Here is a 16,929-nt window from a genome sequence, read left to right on the forward strand (position 1 = left end):
CTACCGGCGCGGAGGGAGTGAGACCTCCCGCGCCGCGGTGTCGGCACTGCAACCACCTCGCTCAGTTCGCCGCATCCTGCGTGCGTCGACGCAATCCGGCGGGCGGGTCGAACAGGCTCGACGGCACCTCATCGAAAGTGACCTCGGTAACCCGCAAGCCGCGTTCGGTACGCTGGTTGCCGGTGCGTCCGCGGTAACCCAGCAGCAGGCCCGTGCGGGTATCGATCCACAACGTGCCGGAGGTGGTGCCATCAGGGCCATGCGCACTGTCATAGCGCCAGCCGGCAGCGAGGCGACCCAGGATGAACTCGCCGGGTGCGGGAGAGCAGCGCCCTCCGATCGTGTGGCATGGGGCGGCAGGATCGTACCAGTAGGGACCACTGGCGTCGGCGACCGGCAGCGTGTAGTTGCCGCGCTCGCTCACCAGCCATGCCCGGCCGCGCTGGCCCTGGGTGGTCAGCCATGCATCGGGCGCATTGTCGCCGCGGAAATCAATACGGATGGCAGGCCCGCGCAAACGGATCTCGACCTCGACCTCACCACCAGGCGAGCTTGGACCGAGTGGGCCCAGGCCATAGGCGCGTGCCAGCAATCGCGCCTGTGGAGGTTCGTTGTCAGCAGCGTCCGTGGATTGCGCGGCGGCGGCCCAGGTTGCTGCCATCAACAGGCTGGCCAGCAGCACCTGCATGTCAGCGCGCCAGGTTGTTGCTGTCATGCACGGGGCTCTGCATGCGGACGATCGCGTAGGACTCGATCGGCATGCGGCGATGGCCGGTGATCGGGTCCTCGATCAGCATCGAGGCCGGGCGGAAGCTGTCGCCTTCGCTGACCAGGTCTGAAAGACCAGCAATCACCCGGTCGGCAAAGGGAACGATCAGGGGCATCGGATAGGTGACCTTGATCTTGAGGATGTTGGCGTCCTGCACGCTGACGCGGCTGCTGCCGACACGTGCATCGCGGAAGGCAAGATTGTCGTTCGGCAGCGCATAGCGCCCATCGAACTGGCGCTCGCGGAACTCGTTGTACGCCGCGCGGCTGGGTGAAATGACCTCGATCTTCGGTGACAGCAACGGGTTCTTCCACAGCAGGGCGACCTTGGCGCGGGCGGCGACGGCACCGGCGGCATCCGGCGAGGTCGCGTACAGGGGAGCCATCGCCATTTCCAGTGCGCTGCGCATCTCGGAATGATTGACGCCACTGACCGCGCCGGCACGCGCGGCCTGCAGCGTGGCGAAATCCAGCAGCGACTTGGCGCGATAGATCAGGACGAACTGGAAGATGACCAGGATGAGGAAGACGAAGGCCGGAACCACGATGCAGAATTCAATCAGCGATTGCCCCCGCTGCTGGCGGATGGATGTGCGGATGTGCTTCATTGCAACGCCCTCGTGGATGGCGGTGCCGCAGGCGGAGAAGGGCACCATTGGAACGTCTCGCCCAGCACCGGAGCAATATGCCCGAGGCTGTCCACCGGCATTTCCAGCGTCGAGTAGGCGCCGCGGCACCAGGCGCCGCGCCATGGGCGCACGGCCTCGCGCCAGCCAACGGCGCGCTGATCGCGGTCCAGGAACAACAGGTCGAGTGGATACCCCATGGCCAGGGTGTGCACGCTCGAGCAGGGGGTTATCAGCAGGCCCTGCCCAGGCTGGAGTGGCGCGCGCAACAGCAGGCCGCGCAGCCGCTGGTGCCAGCGATCGGCATGCCAGACGCAGCTGAGCAACTGCTGGTGATCGCGGATCAGGGCGCCGGTTCTCATGTGCGGGGACTCACAGGATGCCCTGCTGCTTCATCTGCAGGAAGATGAAGTAGGCCAGGACGACGAAGATCAGCGGGAAGAAGAACAGCACCAGCGGCAGCATCATCTTCACCGGTGCTTCCAGGGCCAGCTTCTCGGCGCGAAGGAAGCGCTCTTCGCGGCGCTGCATGGCCTGCGAGCGCAGTGTGTCACTCAGGCTGGCACCCACCCGGTCCGCCTGGATCAAGGCGCTGGTGAAGCTGGTCAACTGGGAGATGTCGGCGCGATCGGACATGCGTCGCAGTGCTTCGGCGCGCGGAAGGCCCGCGCGCAGATCACGCAGCATGCGCGAGAACTCCTGTGACAACGGTCCGGGCGGCCCCTTGTCGACGGACTGTTCGATCGCACCGGTGATGTTCAGGCCCGCTTCGACGGCCATGGTGATGAAGTCGAGGAAGATAGGCAGGTCGCGGATCACATGCTTGGAGCGCGCTTTCCGCCGTTCGCCCAGCCACAGCGTGGGATACATCCACCCGAAGGGTGCGCCGAATGCCAGGGCCATCAGCACGGAGCCGACTCCGAACCGGCCCAGCAGGATGATGGTGAGCAACAGGAAGCTACTGGCCACGGCGGCGGAGACGATGCGTGCGCCATACAGTTCTTCCGGTGACAGCACGAAGTCCTGGCCGGCCGACTGCAGGCTGCGATGCGCGCGCTCCAGCTGTGCCGAGGACAGGCGCGGCCCGGCCAGGCGCGTAGCGACCGTAATCAGCGGCCACAGGATGCGCAGCAGCAGCGGCAGCGGATCCTGGTAGTTGCGCTGGTCCACCTCGACCGACTGCACCAGTCCGCGCAGCGCGAATGCAAGCAGCCCAACAGCGGCAGCGGCAAGCAGTGCGACCAGGATGAGCAGGGCGTTCATATATCGATCGTCATGATTTTGCGGCACATGCGGTAGCCGAGGTATTCCAGTACCCCGATCAGGGCCATGACGCACCAGCCGATGAAGGTGTGGAACATGGGGTTCATCGTTTCTGGATAGAACAGCACGAGGAAGCCGACAAGGCCGGCTGGCAGCATCGCCATGACGATGCCCTGCAGGCGCCCCTGCGCGGTAAGTGCCTTGACCTTGCCTTCCATGATGAGCTTGCGCCGCAGCGTTTCGGCGAGCGTGGAGAGGCTCTCGGCGAGATTGCCACCAACCTCGCGCGAAATGCTGACGGCGGCCACGAACAGCTTCACGTCGGCAATGGGCACGCGGGCGGCGAAGTTGTCCAGCGCCTCCTCCGTGCGCACGCCCATGTGCTGCTCGCGCAGTACCAGTGCCAGCTCCTGGGCCAGCGGAGGCAGGCCGTCATGGGCCAGTGCTTCCAGCGCAGGATTGAAGCCGACGCCGGCCTTGAGGCTGCCGGCCAGCATCAGCAGCCCGTCGGGCAACTGCTGCTGGATCTGGTCGAGGCGGCGCTGCTTCAGCCACAGGTAGATCTTGCGTGGCGCTATGGCCAGCAGGATCAGGGCCAGGATCGGCAGCAGCAGGTTGCCGCCGGTGACGATCCACAGCAGCACGGGAATCGCCAGCAGCATCAGGACATTGGTCCTGAACAGCACGCGCGGGTCGACGAACAGGAACATGTCGGCCAGATTGACCCGCGCCTGGTCCATGAAGTTGGCGCGGTAACGGTCCATGAAGCCGGAGCTGGCACGCGCCAGCAACAGCACCGAGCCCGTCACGCAGGCAAAACACAGCAGGGCGATCAGCAGGATGTCACTCATTCCGCCGTCCCCCGGTACGGAAAATGTCCAGGTCAACGGCGACGCCGCGCTCGGCAAGCTCTTCATAGAACTCCGGCACTGCACCGGTCGCGACGAACTCGCCCACCACCTTGCCATCGCGTCCGGCAGTGGAGCGTGCCTTGAACAGGAACACATCCTGCAGCTGGATGGTTCCGCTTTCCATGCCCGTCAACTCAGTGATGTGGCTGACCTTGCGCGAACCGCAGGGGAATCGCTTCTGGTGCACGATCAGGTCCACTGCCGACGAGATCTGTTCGCGCACCACCGTCATCGGCAGCTCCATGCCGGACATCATGACCATCACTTCCAGGCGCGACAGCGCCTCGCGCGGATTGTTGGCATGGGCGGTGGTCAGCGATCCTTCGTGGCCGGTGTTCATGGCCTGCAGCATGTCCAGTGCTTCGCCGCCGCGGCACTCGCCGACCACGATTCGGTCCGGGCGCATGCGCAGCGCGTTGCGCACCAGGTCGCGGATGGAAATATGGCCCTTGCCTTCCATGTTGGGAGGACGCGCTTCCAGGGCAACCAGGTTGGGCTGGACGAGCTTCAGTTCGGCCGCGTCCTCGATGGTGACGATGCGATCGGTATCGGGAATGAAGTTGGAAAGGATGTTGAGCAGGGTGGTCTTGCCGGAGCCGGTGCCGCCGGTGACGACGATGTTGCGCCGTTCGCGCACCGCAACGATCAGGAATTCCAGCATCGGCTGGCTGAGCGAACCGAAGGTGAGCAGGTCCTTTCCTTCCAGCTTGCGCTTGGCGAACTTTCGGATGCTGATGCTCGGGCCGCGCAGCGCCACCGGCGGAATGATGGCGTTGACGCGGGAGCCATCCTTCAGTCGCGCGTCGACCATCGGCGAGCTTTCGTCGATGCGGCGACCGAGGGGCGTCACGATGCGCTCGATGGCTGACAGCACCGCGCGGTCACTGGTGAAGACAATGGGGGACCGTTCGATCCGGCCCGCACGTTCAATGAAGATCTGGTCGTGCGCGTTGACCATGATTTCCGTCACCGTCGCATCGTCGATCAGGTCTTCCAGCGGGCCCAGGCCGATGGCCTCATCGAGCACCTCCTTGGCCAGCCTGCGTGGGTTGATCGTCTTTGGCAGCTCGGAGAACTCCCGTTGCATCACCTCATCGATCAGCTTGATCGTGGCGTTGCGCAGCGACTCATCGTCCATGCTGCGCACGTCAAGCCGGCGCAGGTCCATCTGCTTGACCAGCGAGGCATGCAGCTTTGCACGATAGACCGCCATGTCCGGCGGCAGCTGCTCCGGCCGCGCCAGCTGGCGTTCGCTGGATGGCTGCGCCGGTGCGGGTGCCGGTGCGGGCGTGGCGTCCACCGGTACATCGTTGGCCGCGCCCGCATTGAAACTTCCAGCATCGGCGGTGGGTTCGGCCGGCGGGTCGTCGTCCACCACCTGCAGCAGGTAGTCGCCGATCTGCACCCGGTCACGGCTGGTGAGCGGGCCACGGCTGCCTTTGACCTGTTCGCCATTCACCAGTACCGGCGAGCGGCCTCCCAGGCTCTCGATGAAGATGCCCTCGTCCTCGCGCTTCAGCGCCGCATGGCGTTGGGCGATGCTCCAGCCCTGCAGCACCACCAGGTTGCCGTCGCCACGGCCGATCCCGCATTCACGGTGCAGGCAGCGGACACGTCGCTGGTCGCGGTTGGGTGTGTCGATGAGGATGTTGAACATGCGACGGCTCCGGTCACTGCACGAAATCTTTGTTCCTGCGCGGCATGGCCTGCTGGCCGCGCTCCTGGATCTGTCGCGCACGCTCCAGGCCATCGAGGTTTTCCTGCGAGCCCGGCGTCACCACGCGCGGAGTAACGAACATCACCAGCTCGGTACGATTGCCACGGAAGCCATCGGAGCGGAACAGCTTTCCGAGGATCGGGATATCGCCCAGCAGCGGCAGGCGCTTGGCATCCTGCTGCGCGCTGGAGTCGATCAGCCCGGAGATGACGATGGTTTCCCCTGCGTGGACGTTGATTTCCGACTCGGTGCGGCGGGTGGTGAAGCCAGGCACGCCCTGCACGGTCACCGTCGGATCGACGCGGCTGACCTCAGCCAGGATGCGGGTGGAGATGTCCTGGTTGAAGTTGACCAGGGGCTCGATGTCGAGCTTGATGCCGTATTCCTTGTAGTCGACGGTGACCTGGCCGAAACCCTGCGGAACCGGGATCGGCACTTCGCCGCCGGCCAGGAACTTGGCCTGCCCGCCGCTGCGGGCGCTGAGTTGGGGCGAGGCCAGCAGGAACGCCTTGCCCTTGTTCATCATCAGGTTGATCGCCGAGCCGATCTGCGTGGCGATGCCAAAGAAGGCCTGGGTTCCCTGCAGCTTGTTCGGCAGCAGCACGCCGTTGGCCGGGCTCTGCTCGGGGTTGATGCGGTAGTAGTTGTTGTTGGTGAAATCCTTGACGATGCCCGCCACCGGGCCACGGATGACGTTGTCCCACTGGATGCCGAGTTCTTCCAGCGCATTGGTGTCGAATTCCATGATCTTCACGTCCATCTGCACCATCGGGCGCATGCCCACCGGGTCGGCAGTAGTGAAATTCAACACCGTCGGGTAGATCTTCTGGATCGCATCAATGCGGCTGCCGATGCCCGGGTTGATGTCCTGGCCGGTAATGACCACACGGTCGGCGACCGCATGCACATTGATCTTTTCCACGTCGGCCAGCAGGGTACGGATGGTCTCGGCCAGGCTGACGGCATCGTTCTCGGAGATGTCCACCTGCACCTGCAGCTGCTTGCCGTTCTGCAGCCACAGGTGAACCGTGGTGGAGCCGGGCTTCATGCCCATCATGATCAGGTCGCGCGGGCCGACGTTGGTGACCTCGAGCATCTCGCCACTACCGACGGCCACGCGCTTGAGCCCGCTGGGCAGCGTGTAGACGGCGGCCTGGCCGGCATAGATCCGGGCGCGGGTGGGCAGTGGCACCGCGGGCATGGCCGACGCGCTGGTGCGATAGGCGGGATCGGGAACCGGCGCCGGGAAGGCGCTCTGCCCACCGGGTACCGGTGCATGGTTGGTGTTGGGCTGCGGTTGCGCCTGGACAGCAGGGCGCGGTGCGGCCATGACCGGTACCGGGGTCAGCTGGGTGCCGGTGGTCTGTGCCACGGCCAGCAGTGGCGAGGTGACAACAGCGATGGCCGCAGTGGCGGCAATGAGGCTGCGGATTCCATTATTGCTGCGCATTCGTCGACCCTTTGCCCCCAATGATGAATTGCACGCCAGCACGACCCTGCGTGCCGTTGCCGAGCAGTTCCCTCTGCGTCATGCCACTGAGGCCGAACGCACCACGATCCTCCACCTGGCGAAGCATCACCCGCATCGAACCGGCCTTGGCGGCGACCGTGAGTCGCTGCGCCTGTGCCGGTGTCAGTTCCAGAGTGATGTTCGAATAGCCCTGCTGGTCTTCCGAGGCCGGCGTTTCGCCGACGCGGTTGCCGGTTGCCAGAACGTTGATGTCCTCAAGCAGCGGCAGCACCCGGGCACCGGTCTGTTCCTGCTCGACGGTGAGCAGGATGTCGACGTGATCTCCGGGAGCAATCATGCCGGAGATCGAGTTCGTCTCGTCCACCTGGAGGGTGTAGCCCACGTTGCCCTTGGCGATCACGCGCGAGAACTGGTCGTACAGCGGTACCAGTGCACTGGCACCCAGCGGTGCACCTTCGCGGATCGGCGCGCGCAGCATGCGGCCGCTGTACTCGGACACATTGTCCGGCGTGATCGCATCGGCAGGCGGCAGGTCGGCGGGGACTTCGCGCACTGCAAGGTCGGCAACGGTGACAATGCTGCCCGGCTCCATGTCGGTCTTGGGCACGGCTACCGGCACCATTTCCACCGGCGGAGCGGCACGCTCGTTCACTGCCTTCTGCACGTAGCGCACGGCGACCAGGGCCGCGAACAGGCCGAGGGCGAGGGCGATGATGATGAAGACGACGTTGCGGTTGGCTTTCAGCGGGAGCGCCTTCATACGACTCCCATCGACAGCATGTAGGTGAACCCCTGGTACGCCTTGCGCAGTGAATCGATCAGCTCGAGCACGATGTTCGGCTCGGCGACCAGGACCAGGACACCGACGGAAGCGACCACGGCGTACTCGATCAGTGCGGCCCCGCGCTGGCGGCGTAGGGACGGGGGAATGCGTTTTCTCATGGCGGTGGTCTCAGTGCTGCGACTGGTTGACGACAATCGAGGTTCCCTGCTCGTGCCGGTTGAAGGTCATGGTCATTTCCTGGCTGCCCTTGCTGTAGCGGACAACGCACTGCAGCGCGATCATCGAACACCCCGCAGGGCCGGAACTTCGGCTCCAGCCGTCCGCGGGGAGGCGGCTGGCATAGAAGGCATCGGTCTGGAACGGAGACAGCGTGCTTTCCATGGACAGGCTGCGCCCGGGCGTGTCCAGGTAGGTGATGTCATTGATCACCTGCGTCCCGGACGGTTTCGGGAAATCGGCGCCGGCCGCGGCATCGGGCTTGCGCTTGAGCAGGCGTGTAATGCCGATCTGTGACTGGCTGCCACTGCCCTTGGCCGATACCTCGATGGTCACGTAGTACTCGCCGTGTGCGTGGCCGATCACGGTCTTGCCGCCGACCTCGTTGATCACGGTCTGCCCGGGCCATTCGCGGTTGTAGTAGCTGACGATGGACGACACCGGCAATGCGGACGTGAAGCGCGAGATGCGCATGGGCAGGCCGTTGTAGAGCATGTCCTTGGCCACCCACTCGCTCTGCGCGCCCTCGGGCTCGGGAATGTCCGGCCAGGACGCGGCCAGCGCAGGCCAGGCGAACAGCAGCGCGGCCAGTGCCGCCAGCAGGTCAACGCGACGGCGCATAGGCAGGCAACTTGTCGACAGGCACCACGTCGGGCGCGATGTAACCGGGATCAAGCCTGCTCAGCGTCCCGATCATCGGAATGCCGGAGAGGCCGTCAAACGCCTTGGCGATGCCCGCCATGTGCTGGGATGGCACCAGTGGCTTGACCTGCGCGATCACCGAGCGTGACGAGTTGACCTTGAGCCCGGAACCGGCGGCATTCCAGGGGTCGGCCAGCACCACATGGGTGGCCTGCAGCTTCAGGCCCAGCGAATCGAAGGGTTCCAGATAGGCGGCAGCACTGCCGTTGGCACTTTTCAGATCCTGCACATCCAACCGCAGCTGGGCCTGGGTCAGGCCGTTGCGGTTGGGCGGGAACGAACCGAACATCGAGGTCACGTCGCCGATCTTCTTCATCATGCCGCCTGCCGACGTGCTGGTGTAGGAGACCAGGGCGAGGTCACCGCGCCGCACCAGCGGCTGGTTGGAGAAGGTATTCATCAGGACGTCGCCGACGGCGGCATCGCGTGCGCCGGTCTGCGCCTGGCTGACGATGGGATCGTTGGCACGCCCGAAATAGCGGTCGACGGCAAGATCGCGCTGGCGGCCGCTGGCCGGCAGCTTGTAGTCCGGCGATACGGTGGCTTCCCAGGCGATCGCGCGCGCGGCCTGCTGGGTGGCCTGGCGGGCGTGGATGTACTTGGCCAGGATCGGGATCAGCAGGAAGATCGGCACCAGCACGGCGCAGAGCACGGCGACTTCGGTGAGACTCTGGCCGCGCTGGCGACGCGCGCCGCGGAATGGGCGTTCCCTGTCCATGGCTACCTCAGCAGGTCATCGTTGGGAGGACGGTTCGCGCGGTACCTCGAGGTCGCCGCGTTCAAAGGGTTGGCCCACCGTCATGCGCTGCGTGGTCAGGCGGGTGCCATTGCCGTCGAGGGGTTCCTGCTCCAGGACAATGGCGTAGCGGCTCGGCCGGTAGTCGTTCAGCGCACCGGGGGTGAAGCCCCAGCTCGCACCAGCCGACCACACGCACTGGCTGAACCGTCCGTTCTCGTCCTTCCACACGTTGCACGGCTGGCCAGCGACCCTGCGGTTGCCCGCGCGCTGGAAGCCCGGCGAGGCGCTGCCCTCGTCGGCTTCGGCGGCAAAGCGGGTGAGCCCGTCGCTGTCGGCAGGGGACTGGCTACGCTCTCCCGTTGCCAGATCGACCTGCTCCACGCCGGAGGCGCTCTGGGTCTCCTGCAGGCCGGTGGCCTCCAGCCGGAACTGGCAGCTGGTCGCAGGGCCATCGTTGAGCAGGCGCCATTCGCGGGTACGGAACACTTCCTCTTTGCTGGAAAGCCAGGCTTCGTAACGGACGGTTCCCAGGCGGGCGACATCGGCGTCATCCAGTGCGCGGGTCGGCAATCCTGCTGCCTGGCAGTCGCTCAGTGCCTGCTGGTAGCTGGTGCGCGCCGCGTTGCGTCCATCCACCAGGGTTTCGGCAATCTGGTCAAGATGGATGCCCGGCATGTTCCTGGCAGCGGCGGGCTCGCCGTTGTCCGCCGCGCTGCCACAGCCGCTGATCAGCAGTGTGGCGATCGACAGGTGCAGGCGATTGAAAACAGCAAACGTCATGGCATCAAGGCTCCGGCTGCCGCCAGGGCAGCCTTGGTGGTGGCATCGGTCTTGACCAGTCGTGCCTGCCAGTAAGGACTGAACAGGTTTCCGGTTTCACGCTTGCGGTCATCGCGGCTGAACATGCGCAGCTGCACCGGGCGGTCGAAGAACACCTGCGCGGAGGAAAGTGCGGCGATCTTGTTGTTGGCCATCCTGTCCGGCAGTTCCATCTGCGAGCCGGCCGGGGCGCCGATGCCGGCGCCGGACGTGGTGCGCGCGCTGGTGCCGGCGGTCTCGGCATAGATGGTGAAGACCGGGCCGACCTTGTCGCGGTCACGATCATTCTCGGCGTAAGGCTGCAGTGCCTGCCCGGCCTTGACGTCGTGATAGTCGCGCAGGCCGTTGTAGCCGGTGAAGAAGGCCTTGCGATGCTGGCCATTGGCGAAGCGCACGTTGGCATCCTGGCTGCGGTCGACAATCCACGCCGCGCCGCGATTGCGGCGCACCGCTTCGCCATACGGGCGGTAGCGGCGGCGGTCCCAGTCCGAGTACCAGCCGTTGCCGTTGCCGAAGCCGTTGAGGAAGCGCTGGTTGCGATAGCTTTCCACGGCTTGCGCACCGCCCCAGCCGACCGGAATATCGATATCGGAAAGCGGCCATGGCAGCGGAAGCTCGACGGCCATGGTGTCCAGCGCTGCCCATCGGTTGTAGTCGACCATGTCGGTGCCGCCGGACTGCACCAGGAAGCCGAGGAAATCATCGCTGCGGCTCTTGCTGAAGCCATCACGCGACTGCATCACCACATTGCGGAAGCGGTCGGCGCCCTGGCGCTGCGTGGCCGAGCCACCGTTGGCGGTACGGGGAATGCTGTAGCGCTGCAGCAGCCGGTTCTCGGCCGTGGCCAGTTGCGTGCCGAGCACCGCGGTTCCGATGGTGCCCAGTTGTGCCTGCGGTGAGTTCCGCTGCAGCACATCCTTGGCGATGGTGTAGCTGTCCAGCCGCGATACGCCCTCGATGACGAGCTGCACCGAGGCGGCGAACATCATGTTGAGCTTGTCGATGGCGATGATGGCCGCCTGCGCGACAGGCTGGAACGTCTGGCGGGTGACCTTGAGAATGCGTTCGGCGACCTTGAAGGCGGTTGCCAATGCCTTGAACACCACGCCGATGTAGGGAATGGCGGAGAGCACATCCAGCGTGGTGCGGATGACGATGGAGGTGGTGTGCATCTGGTTCAGCCACGAATAGAGGCTGATCGTCTGTGCCACGGCCACTTCGTTGGCAACGCGGGCACGGTTCATGTAGGCCGCGTAGTTCAGTGCGCGTGCCTGCTGGATCGCAACGCTGTAGGCGGCGGCGTCGGCCGCATTGACCAGCTCCACCTTCTTGTTCACCACCTGCCCTGTGTTGAACAGCAGGACAATCCCGATGCATAGAACCAGAATGAGTGCCAGCCCGAGAACCATTGCTTGGCCGGCGACCGTTCGGTGGCTGGAAACGCCCCGGGCCGCACGGCTTCGTGCCAAAGCCAATGCGCTGCGCATAACGAATTCCTGGGCCGGAGGCCATGGCTGCCCGTCGCGCGCCGCGTGCGGTGCGCGCAGGGAGATTATGCTGGGAGGGCCCTGGCGGCTTCATGCCGCCAGGGCTGGGGTATTACTTGTTCTTGTACGCGTCCATGCCCTTGGTCTTGTCAGCTTCCTGCTGGGCGCTGTTGGCCTGGTTCTTGGCGCGGTTGATCGACTGCGTCGCGCTCTGGCCGGAAAGTTCTTTCGACATGCCTGCCACTTGGCTGCGAACCGTGCCTCCGAAGAAGGTGACGGCTCCGATCGCGGCGATGGCGATCAGCGCGGTGATGATGATGTACTCGGTCATGCCCTGACCGGCCTGCTTACGGGAAAAACGGATGTGACGACGGCTGCGTTCCATGTATTTCCTCCTTGATGGCAGGAATCCTCCCGGGTGTGCGGGATATTCGGCGTGTCCGCTGGGGGATCCTGATTAATGGCAGGGCGAGGTAAAGACAGGAAGCTCACACCCTGGTTCGTCGAAAATTTGTCGCTTGTTCGAGAACGGGGCCAAGCCTATCGACAGAAAATTGACGATACAAGTCAGGTTTTTCCGATATGCAATGAAATATTTGAAAATGTGATGAACATTGCAGATTAACAATTGTCTGCACATAATCACGTCAAATTTGAGCTAGATGCACCGCTTTTCGTTAAGGAAATTAACACTTAACTGACATATTTGTGTCACGCAGGCGGCTTGTGGTGCCGGAATATTGGCGCGCTACAGAGGGCGCGTGCACGGCCTGCTTCTTGTTCGAACGGGATGAGAGATCCGCGTGTTTTTATCTCGTTGCATCCGCGGCAAAACAAATGACCGTGCGGCGCGGAAAAGAAAAAAAGCACATGCAGGGCATGTGCTTTTTCCGGAGTGCTTCAACGCAGTAACGTCGTGGTGATATCAGCGCTTGACCAGTTCCACGCGACGATTGGCGCGACGCCCTTCTTCGGTTGCGTTGTCGGCGACCGGCTGGCTCTGCCCATAGCCTTTCGCGCTCAGGCGTTCGGCTGCGATTCCACCGCCGACAAGACGCGTGCGCACCGACTCCGCACGCGCCTGCGAGAGCGTCTGGTTGTGCGATTGGCTGCCGCTGTTGTCGGTGTGTCCTTCAACGGAAAGGCGAAGCTGTGGGTCGGCCTTCAACAGCTGGGTGACCTGTGCGATCTGCGGTTCCGAATCGGGCAGGATCTCGGCGGCGTCGGTTGCGAAGTTCACCTGGATGGATACCTTGCCACTGCTGTCCAGTGCCTGTTTCAGCGTGTCCGCTTCAATGACCTTGGCCGTGATCTGCACCGGTTTTGTCTCTGCGACGAGCAGGCCGCCGGAGTTTCCACCCGAGCCCAGGTGAATCCAGATATCGCGATCTTCGCGATGGATGACATAGGTTTCTGCGGGTTCGTTGTAGATGTCGCCGATGCCGCCGACATAGGTGGTCGCCGCCTTGCTGTTGCCGATGTCACGCGATGCATCGGCCGGTATGGTGCCGGAGAAAATGCGCTTGCCCCCTAGGGCCTCGACCAGGCTCTGTACATTGCGGCTGAGCTCCAGCTGCGAATAAGGGTGATCGCTGCTGCTCTGCAGGACCGAAGAATGAACCTTGCCTTCAATCCATTCCACGCGATCGCCGGTCCAGAACGGTACGCGATCGAATTCGCTGTCTACGACGTCCTGGCTGGTGTAGCCCTGCGGCAGTCCGAGATAAGGGAAGCTGCCGATCGTTGCCTGCGATACGGGCAGCTCGGCAACATTGAATGCTGCGGCCTTCTGGCTTCCATCCGTGGCCGCAGCCGCCTGCGGTGATGGTTCGGTTGCGGTGCTGGAAGGTGCGGCCGAGGAAGCGCCACCCTCTGCAGGCGCTTCGCCAGCGCGCTTGCAGGCACCCAGTGCCAGTACCAGGCTGGCGGCCAACAGGCTCGCGCGCACTGCGGACATCGTCGATCCGTGCTTCTGCGTCATGAACGCACCTGCTTCATCAGTTCGTTGCAGACTTCGCTGGTGGGCTTGTACTGGCCCTTCTTCCAGGCATCGGTGATCTTCTTCTGTGTCTGCGCTTCGGCCGTGTCATAGGCCTGGTCGAAGCCTGCTTCGGCGCCGAACACGGTTTTTGCCTGTGCCTTGTGGCTTGCGCGCAGCTTGGCGGCCTGTTCCGGGGTTGCGCCGCACGCCAGGGCATTGCCTGCATGCGTGCCTCCCAGTGCGCCGAACTGCGCCGCACCGCCGCCCTGTGCGACTGCGGTGCCGCTGCCGATCAGCAAGGCGGAGGTGATCACTAGCTTCGTCATGAAATACCGCATGTTGATGTTCCTCATCCGGCCCGATAGCGGGCATCAATCCCCTGTGGCCCGAGCATAGCAACAGGCAGTGAGTGCCAGCGTGTCGTTGCATCGCCACGGCACGGCCAGTGGTCAGGGCGTGGACAGGAAGCGCGGGGTGCCACGACGTGGGGCAGATCCTGTCGTTGGACGGCCATCGAACGTGGAAGCGGGACGGTCGACCAGGCATCCCCGCACGACGGAAACCCATTGATGGATCTGGAGCAACAAGCCCCTCTGTTGAGGGGCTGCCCCGACAGGGGCGGGGAGAGGCCGGCAAGGGGAGGGGCCCGAACGTTGCGCAGCAACGTCTGGGGTGAAGCGCGCGCAGCGCACTTCGCATCTCCCGCCAGCGGCTTCTGCGAGGTACAACCGATCAGGCATCCCCGCACGGCGGAAACCCATTGATGGATCTGGAGCAACAAGCCCCTCTGTTGAGGGGCTGCCCCGACAGGGGCGGGGAGAGGCTGGCAAGGGGAGGGGCCCGAACGTTGCGCAGCAACGTCTGGGGTGAAGCGCGCGCAGCGCACTTCGCATCCCCCGCCAGATAACTGAAAAAGGCTGCCCGAAGGCAGCCTTTTTCAGTTATCTGGCGGAGAGAGGGGGATTGTCGGGTGCATCCATGCACCCGATCCCGGTGCGCGCTGCGCCCCGGGACCCGCCTTCGGCGGTCCGGTTCTGCTCCTGCAGAACCGTCGAACCCCGGCAGGGCTTCTCTCGCCCGATGCTCTCCGCCAGCCAAATAAAAAAGCCGCCCAGAGGGCGGCTTCTTCATTTGTCTGGCGGAGAGAGGGGGATTCGAACCCCCGAAGCGCGGTTTAGACGCTTACACACTTTCCAGGCGTGCTCCTTCAACCACTCGGACACCTCTCCGGATCCCTGCCATCGGCAAACGCCTCAGCAGGGGCGCAGATTCTAGCGGGCGGCGCGGCCGGACACAAGCACCCTGATCAGGGGCGCATCCAGCGGCATTGTTGGCGAGGGGGCTGGACAGGCATGGCACAATGGAACATCCGATGGAAAACGGTGGCCTGATGTCCTATCTCGTCCTTGCCCGCAAGTGGCGTCCGAAGCGTTTCGCCGAGCTGGTGGGCCAGGAACACGTGGTCCGTGCGCTCAGCAACGCGCTGGACAGCGGCCGGGTCCACCACGCGTTCCTGTTCACCGGCACCCGCGGCGTGGGCAAGACCACCATCGCGCGCATCTTCGCCAAGTCGCTGAACTGCGAGCAGGGCACCAGCGCCGACCCGTGCGGCCAGTGCGCGGCCTGCCTGGACATCGACGCCGGCCGCTACATCGACCTGCTGGAAATCGACGCCGCGTCCAACACCGGTGTGGATGACGTGCGCGAGGTGATCGAGAACGCGCAGTACATGCCCTCGCGCGGCAAGTACAAGGTCTACCTGATCGACGAAGTGCACATGCTGTCCAAGGCGGCGTTCAACGCGCTGCTGAAGACGCTGGAAGAACCGCCGGAGCACGTGAAGTTCCTGCTGGCCACCACCGATCCGCAGAAGCTGCCGGTCACCGTGCTCAGCCGCTGCCTGCAGTTCAACCTCAAGCGCCTGGATGAAGACCAGATCCAGGGCCAGATGACCCGCATCCTGGCGGCGGAAGCGATCGAGGCCGATGGAAGCGCCATCGTGCAGCTGGCCAAGGCCGCTGACGGCAGCCTGCGCGATGGCCTGTCACTGCTGGACCAGGCGATCGCCTATGCCGGCGGCGCGCTGCGTGAGGACGTGGTGCGCACCATGCTGGGTACCGTGGACCGCACCCAGGTGGCGGCGATGCTCGATGCGCTGGCCGACGGCGATGGCCCGCGCCTGCTGCAGGTGGTAGCCGCGCTGGCAGAGTTCTCGCCGGACTGGAGTGGTGTGCTGGAAGCGCTGGCCGAAGGGCTGCACCGCATCCAGGTGCAGCAGCTGGTGCCGGGCGCTGCCGCGGCGGAAGGCCTGGATGTCGCCGCATTCGCCGAGCGCCTGCGCCCGGAAGTGGTGCAGCTCTGGTACCAGATGGCCTTGAATGGCCGCCGCGACCTGCCGCTGGCACCCAGCCCGCGCGCGGGCTTTGAAATGGCCGTGCTGCGCATGCTGGCGTTCCGTCCGGCCGCAGCGGTACCGCCGGTGCCGAAGGCCGTCGACGGTGCGTTGGGCGGCACGCCGGGTGGCAACGCTGCTGGTGGTGGCGCCGGTACCGGTAGCCGCGATGCGACGCCGGCCGCTGCTGCCGCTTCGGGCAGCCCGGCGGTAGCGGCGCAGGCAGCCGCGCCGGTGCAGGCCGCGCTGCGCGAACCTGAACCCGAGCCCGAACCGGCCCCGCAACCGGAACCAGATCCGACGCCGGAGCCCGAGCCGGTTCCGGTGGAAGAGCCCGTGTCGCCGCCGCCGGTGAAGGCTGAGCCACAGGCGCCGGCGCCTGCCGTCACTGCAGAGGCAGGCGACGACCTGCCGCCGTGGGCCACTGACGAAGCCGAGGCGCGTGACGAGGCATTGGCGGCCGAGATGTCCGGCCCGGACGCCGCCATGGCTGCGCCCTGGCACGAACCGTCGGCTCCCGTCGCGGCTCCCAGCGAGCCTGCGCCGCCCGAGCGCCCGTTCCGCGCCGAAGGCATTGCCATTGCGCCGGCCGAACATGCCAAGCCGGCCCCGGCGCATGCCGCCGCGCCGCAGGAAGGTGTCAGCGAGCTGGCCACGGCCGAAGACTGGCTGGACCTGGTCGCCAACAGCGGCCTGAGCGGCCCCTCGCGACAGCTCGCCGCCAACGCCGCGTTCATCAGCTGCCAGCACGGGACCTTGAAACTGGGCCTTTCGCCCGGATTTGAATACCTGCGCTCGGAGCGCGCGCTGGCTGCCCTGGGCGAGATGCTGCAGAAGGCCCTCGGCCAGGCGCCGAAGATCGTGGTCGAGACCGTGGAAACCGAACACGTTCCGGCCGAGACCCTGCATCAGCGGGCCGACCGCCAGCGTGGCGAGCGGCAGCAGGTGGCAGAGGCCGTTTTCATGGACGACCCGGAAGTGCAGGTGCTGATCCAACAGCACGGCGCACGGGTTGTTTCCGATTCCATCCGTTCTTTTGACGAGTAAGACACC

Annotated in this window: 17 protein-coding genes and 1 tRNA gene; 1 reads left to right on the forward strand and 17 read right to left on the reverse strand. The window is 65.0% G+C overall.

Annotated elements, in window-relative coordinates; translation table 11 throughout:
- Nucleotides 1–61: 61 nt before the first annotated feature.
- The 17 genes from AC5P98_RS00855 to AC5P98_RS00935 form a co-directional block, all read right to left on the reverse strand.
- Nucleotides 62–688, reverse strand: coding sequence for a hypothetical protein (locus AC5P98_RS00855; protein ID WP_049404977.1), 627 nt, complete (start codon nucleotides 686–688; stop codon nucleotides 62–64).
- A 1-nt stretch (nucleotide 689) separates the two neighbouring features.
- The gene (locus tag AC5P98_RS00860) at nucleotides 690–1,376 is read right to left on the reverse strand and encodes a TadE/TadG family type IV pilus assembly protein (RefSeq protein ID WP_032958205.1); all 687 of its coding nucleotides are present in this window, start codon (nucleotides 1,374–1,376) and stop codon (nucleotides 690–692) included.
- Complete coding sequence (locus tag AC5P98_RS00865) at nucleotides 1,373–1,756, reverse strand: DUF192 domain-containing protein (RefSeq protein ID WP_053091726.1); 384 nt, start codon at nucleotides 1,754–1,756, stop codon at nucleotides 1,373–1,375. Before AC5P98_RS00865 ends, AC5P98_RS00860 begins: the two co-directional genes overlap by 4 nt.
- Nucleotides 1,757–1,766: 10 nt before the next feature.
- Nucleotides 1,767–2,657 (reverse strand): type II secretion system F family protein, encoded by an 891-nt coding sequence (locus tag AC5P98_RS00870; RefSeq protein WP_049404978.1) that lies wholly within the window; start codon nucleotides 2,655–2,657, stop codon nucleotides 1,767–1,769.
- Nucleotides 2,654–3,508: a type II secretion system F family protein gene (locus AC5P98_RS00875; protein WP_014646168.1), complete on the reverse strand. Its 855-nt coding sequence runs from the start codon at nucleotides 3,506–3,508 to the stop codon at nucleotides 2,654–2,656. Before AC5P98_RS00875 ends, AC5P98_RS00870 begins: the two co-directional genes overlap by 4 nt.
- Entirely contained in the window at nucleotides 3,501–5,225 is a 1,725-nt protein-coding gene (locus AC5P98_RS00880) for a TadA family conjugal transfer-associated ATPase (RefSeq protein ID WP_080342718.1), read from the reverse strand. Before AC5P98_RS00880 ends, AC5P98_RS00875 begins: the two co-directional genes overlap by 8 nt.
- Before the next feature lie 13 nt (nucleotides 5,226–5,238).
- Nucleotides 5,239–6,735 carry a type II and III secretion system protein family protein gene (locus AC5P98_RS00885; RefSeq protein ID WP_014646170.1) on the reverse strand — a complete coding sequence of 499 codons (1,497 nt, stop codon included), beginning with the start codon at nucleotides 6,733–6,735 and terminating at the stop codon, nucleotides 5,239–5,241.
- Nucleotides 6,722–7,516: a Flp pilus assembly protein CpaB gene (gene cpaB / locus AC5P98_RS00890; RefSeq protein WP_014036170.1), complete on the reverse strand. Its 795-nt coding sequence runs from the start codon at nucleotides 7,514–7,516 to the stop codon at nucleotides 6,722–6,724. The genes AC5P98_RS00885 and cpaB overlap by 14 nt, the downstream gene beginning before the upstream one ends.
- Nucleotides 7,513–7,698: a hypothetical protein gene (locus AC5P98_RS00895; protein ID WP_014646171.1), complete on the reverse strand. Its 186-nt coding sequence runs from the start codon at nucleotides 7,696–7,698 to the stop codon at nucleotides 7,513–7,515. Before AC5P98_RS00895 ends, cpaB begins: the two co-directional genes overlap by 4 nt.
- A 10-nt stretch (nucleotides 7,699–7,708) precedes the next feature.
- Nucleotides 7,709–8,377, reverse strand: a complete 669-nt coding sequence (locus AC5P98_RS00900; RefSeq protein ID WP_014646172.1) for a hypothetical protein — start codon at nucleotides 8,375–8,377, stop codon at nucleotides 7,709–7,711.
- Nucleotides 8,361–9,176 carry a TadE/TadG family type IV pilus assembly protein gene (locus tag AC5P98_RS00905; protein WP_014036173.1) on the reverse strand — a complete coding sequence of 272 codons (816 nt, stop codon included), beginning with the start codon at nucleotides 9,174–9,176 and terminating at the stop codon, nucleotides 8,361–8,363. Before AC5P98_RS00905 ends, AC5P98_RS00900 begins: the two co-directional genes overlap by 17 nt.
- A 15-nt stretch (nucleotides 9,177–9,191) precedes the next feature.
- Nucleotides 9,192–9,977 (reverse strand): hypothetical protein, encoded by a 786-nt coding sequence (locus tag AC5P98_RS00910; protein ID WP_014646173.1) that lies wholly within the window; start codon nucleotides 9,975–9,977, stop codon nucleotides 9,192–9,194.
- A complete protein-coding gene (locus AC5P98_RS00915) occupies nucleotides 9,974–11,503 on the reverse strand; it encodes a pilus assembly protein TadG-related protein (protein WP_321210539.1) in 1,530 nt (509 codons plus the stop codon). The genes AC5P98_RS00910 and AC5P98_RS00915 overlap by 4 nt, the downstream gene beginning before the upstream one ends.
- A 112-nt stretch (nucleotides 11,504–11,615) precedes the next feature.
- Complete coding sequence (locus AC5P98_RS00920) at nucleotides 11,616–11,888, reverse strand: hypothetical protein (protein WP_014036176.1); 273 nt, start codon at nucleotides 11,886–11,888, stop codon at nucleotides 11,616–11,618.
- Between the two features lie 540 nt (nucleotides 11,889–12,428).
- Entirely contained in the window at nucleotides 12,429–13,484 is a 1,056-nt protein-coding gene (locus tag AC5P98_RS00925; RefSeq protein ID WP_049404979.1) for an OmpA family protein, read from the reverse strand.
- Nucleotides 13,481–13,810, reverse strand: coding sequence for a hypothetical protein (locus tag AC5P98_RS00930; RefSeq protein WP_126411778.1), 330 nt, complete (start codon nucleotides 13,808–13,810; stop codon nucleotides 13,481–13,483). The genes AC5P98_RS00925 and AC5P98_RS00930 overlap by 4 nt, the downstream gene beginning before the upstream one ends.
- Before the next feature lie 810 nt (nucleotides 13,811–14,620).
- Nucleotides 14,621–14,713 (reverse strand) — tRNA-Ser (locus AC5P98_RS00935).
- A 143-nt stretch (nucleotides 14,714–14,856) separates the two neighbouring features.
- On the opposite strand from AC5P98_RS00935, the gene dnaX reads away from it, so the two are divergent.
- The gene (gene dnaX / locus AC5P98_RS00940; protein WP_049404887.1) at nucleotides 14,857–16,923 is read left to right on the forward strand and encodes a DNA polymerase III subunit gamma/tau; all 2,067 of its coding nucleotides are present in this window, start codon (nucleotides 14,857–14,859) and stop codon (nucleotides 16,921–16,923) included.
- Nucleotides 16,924–16,929 lie beyond the last annotated feature (6 nt).

The organism is Stenotrophomonas sp. YJH_SMC_135, assembly GCF_059372355.1.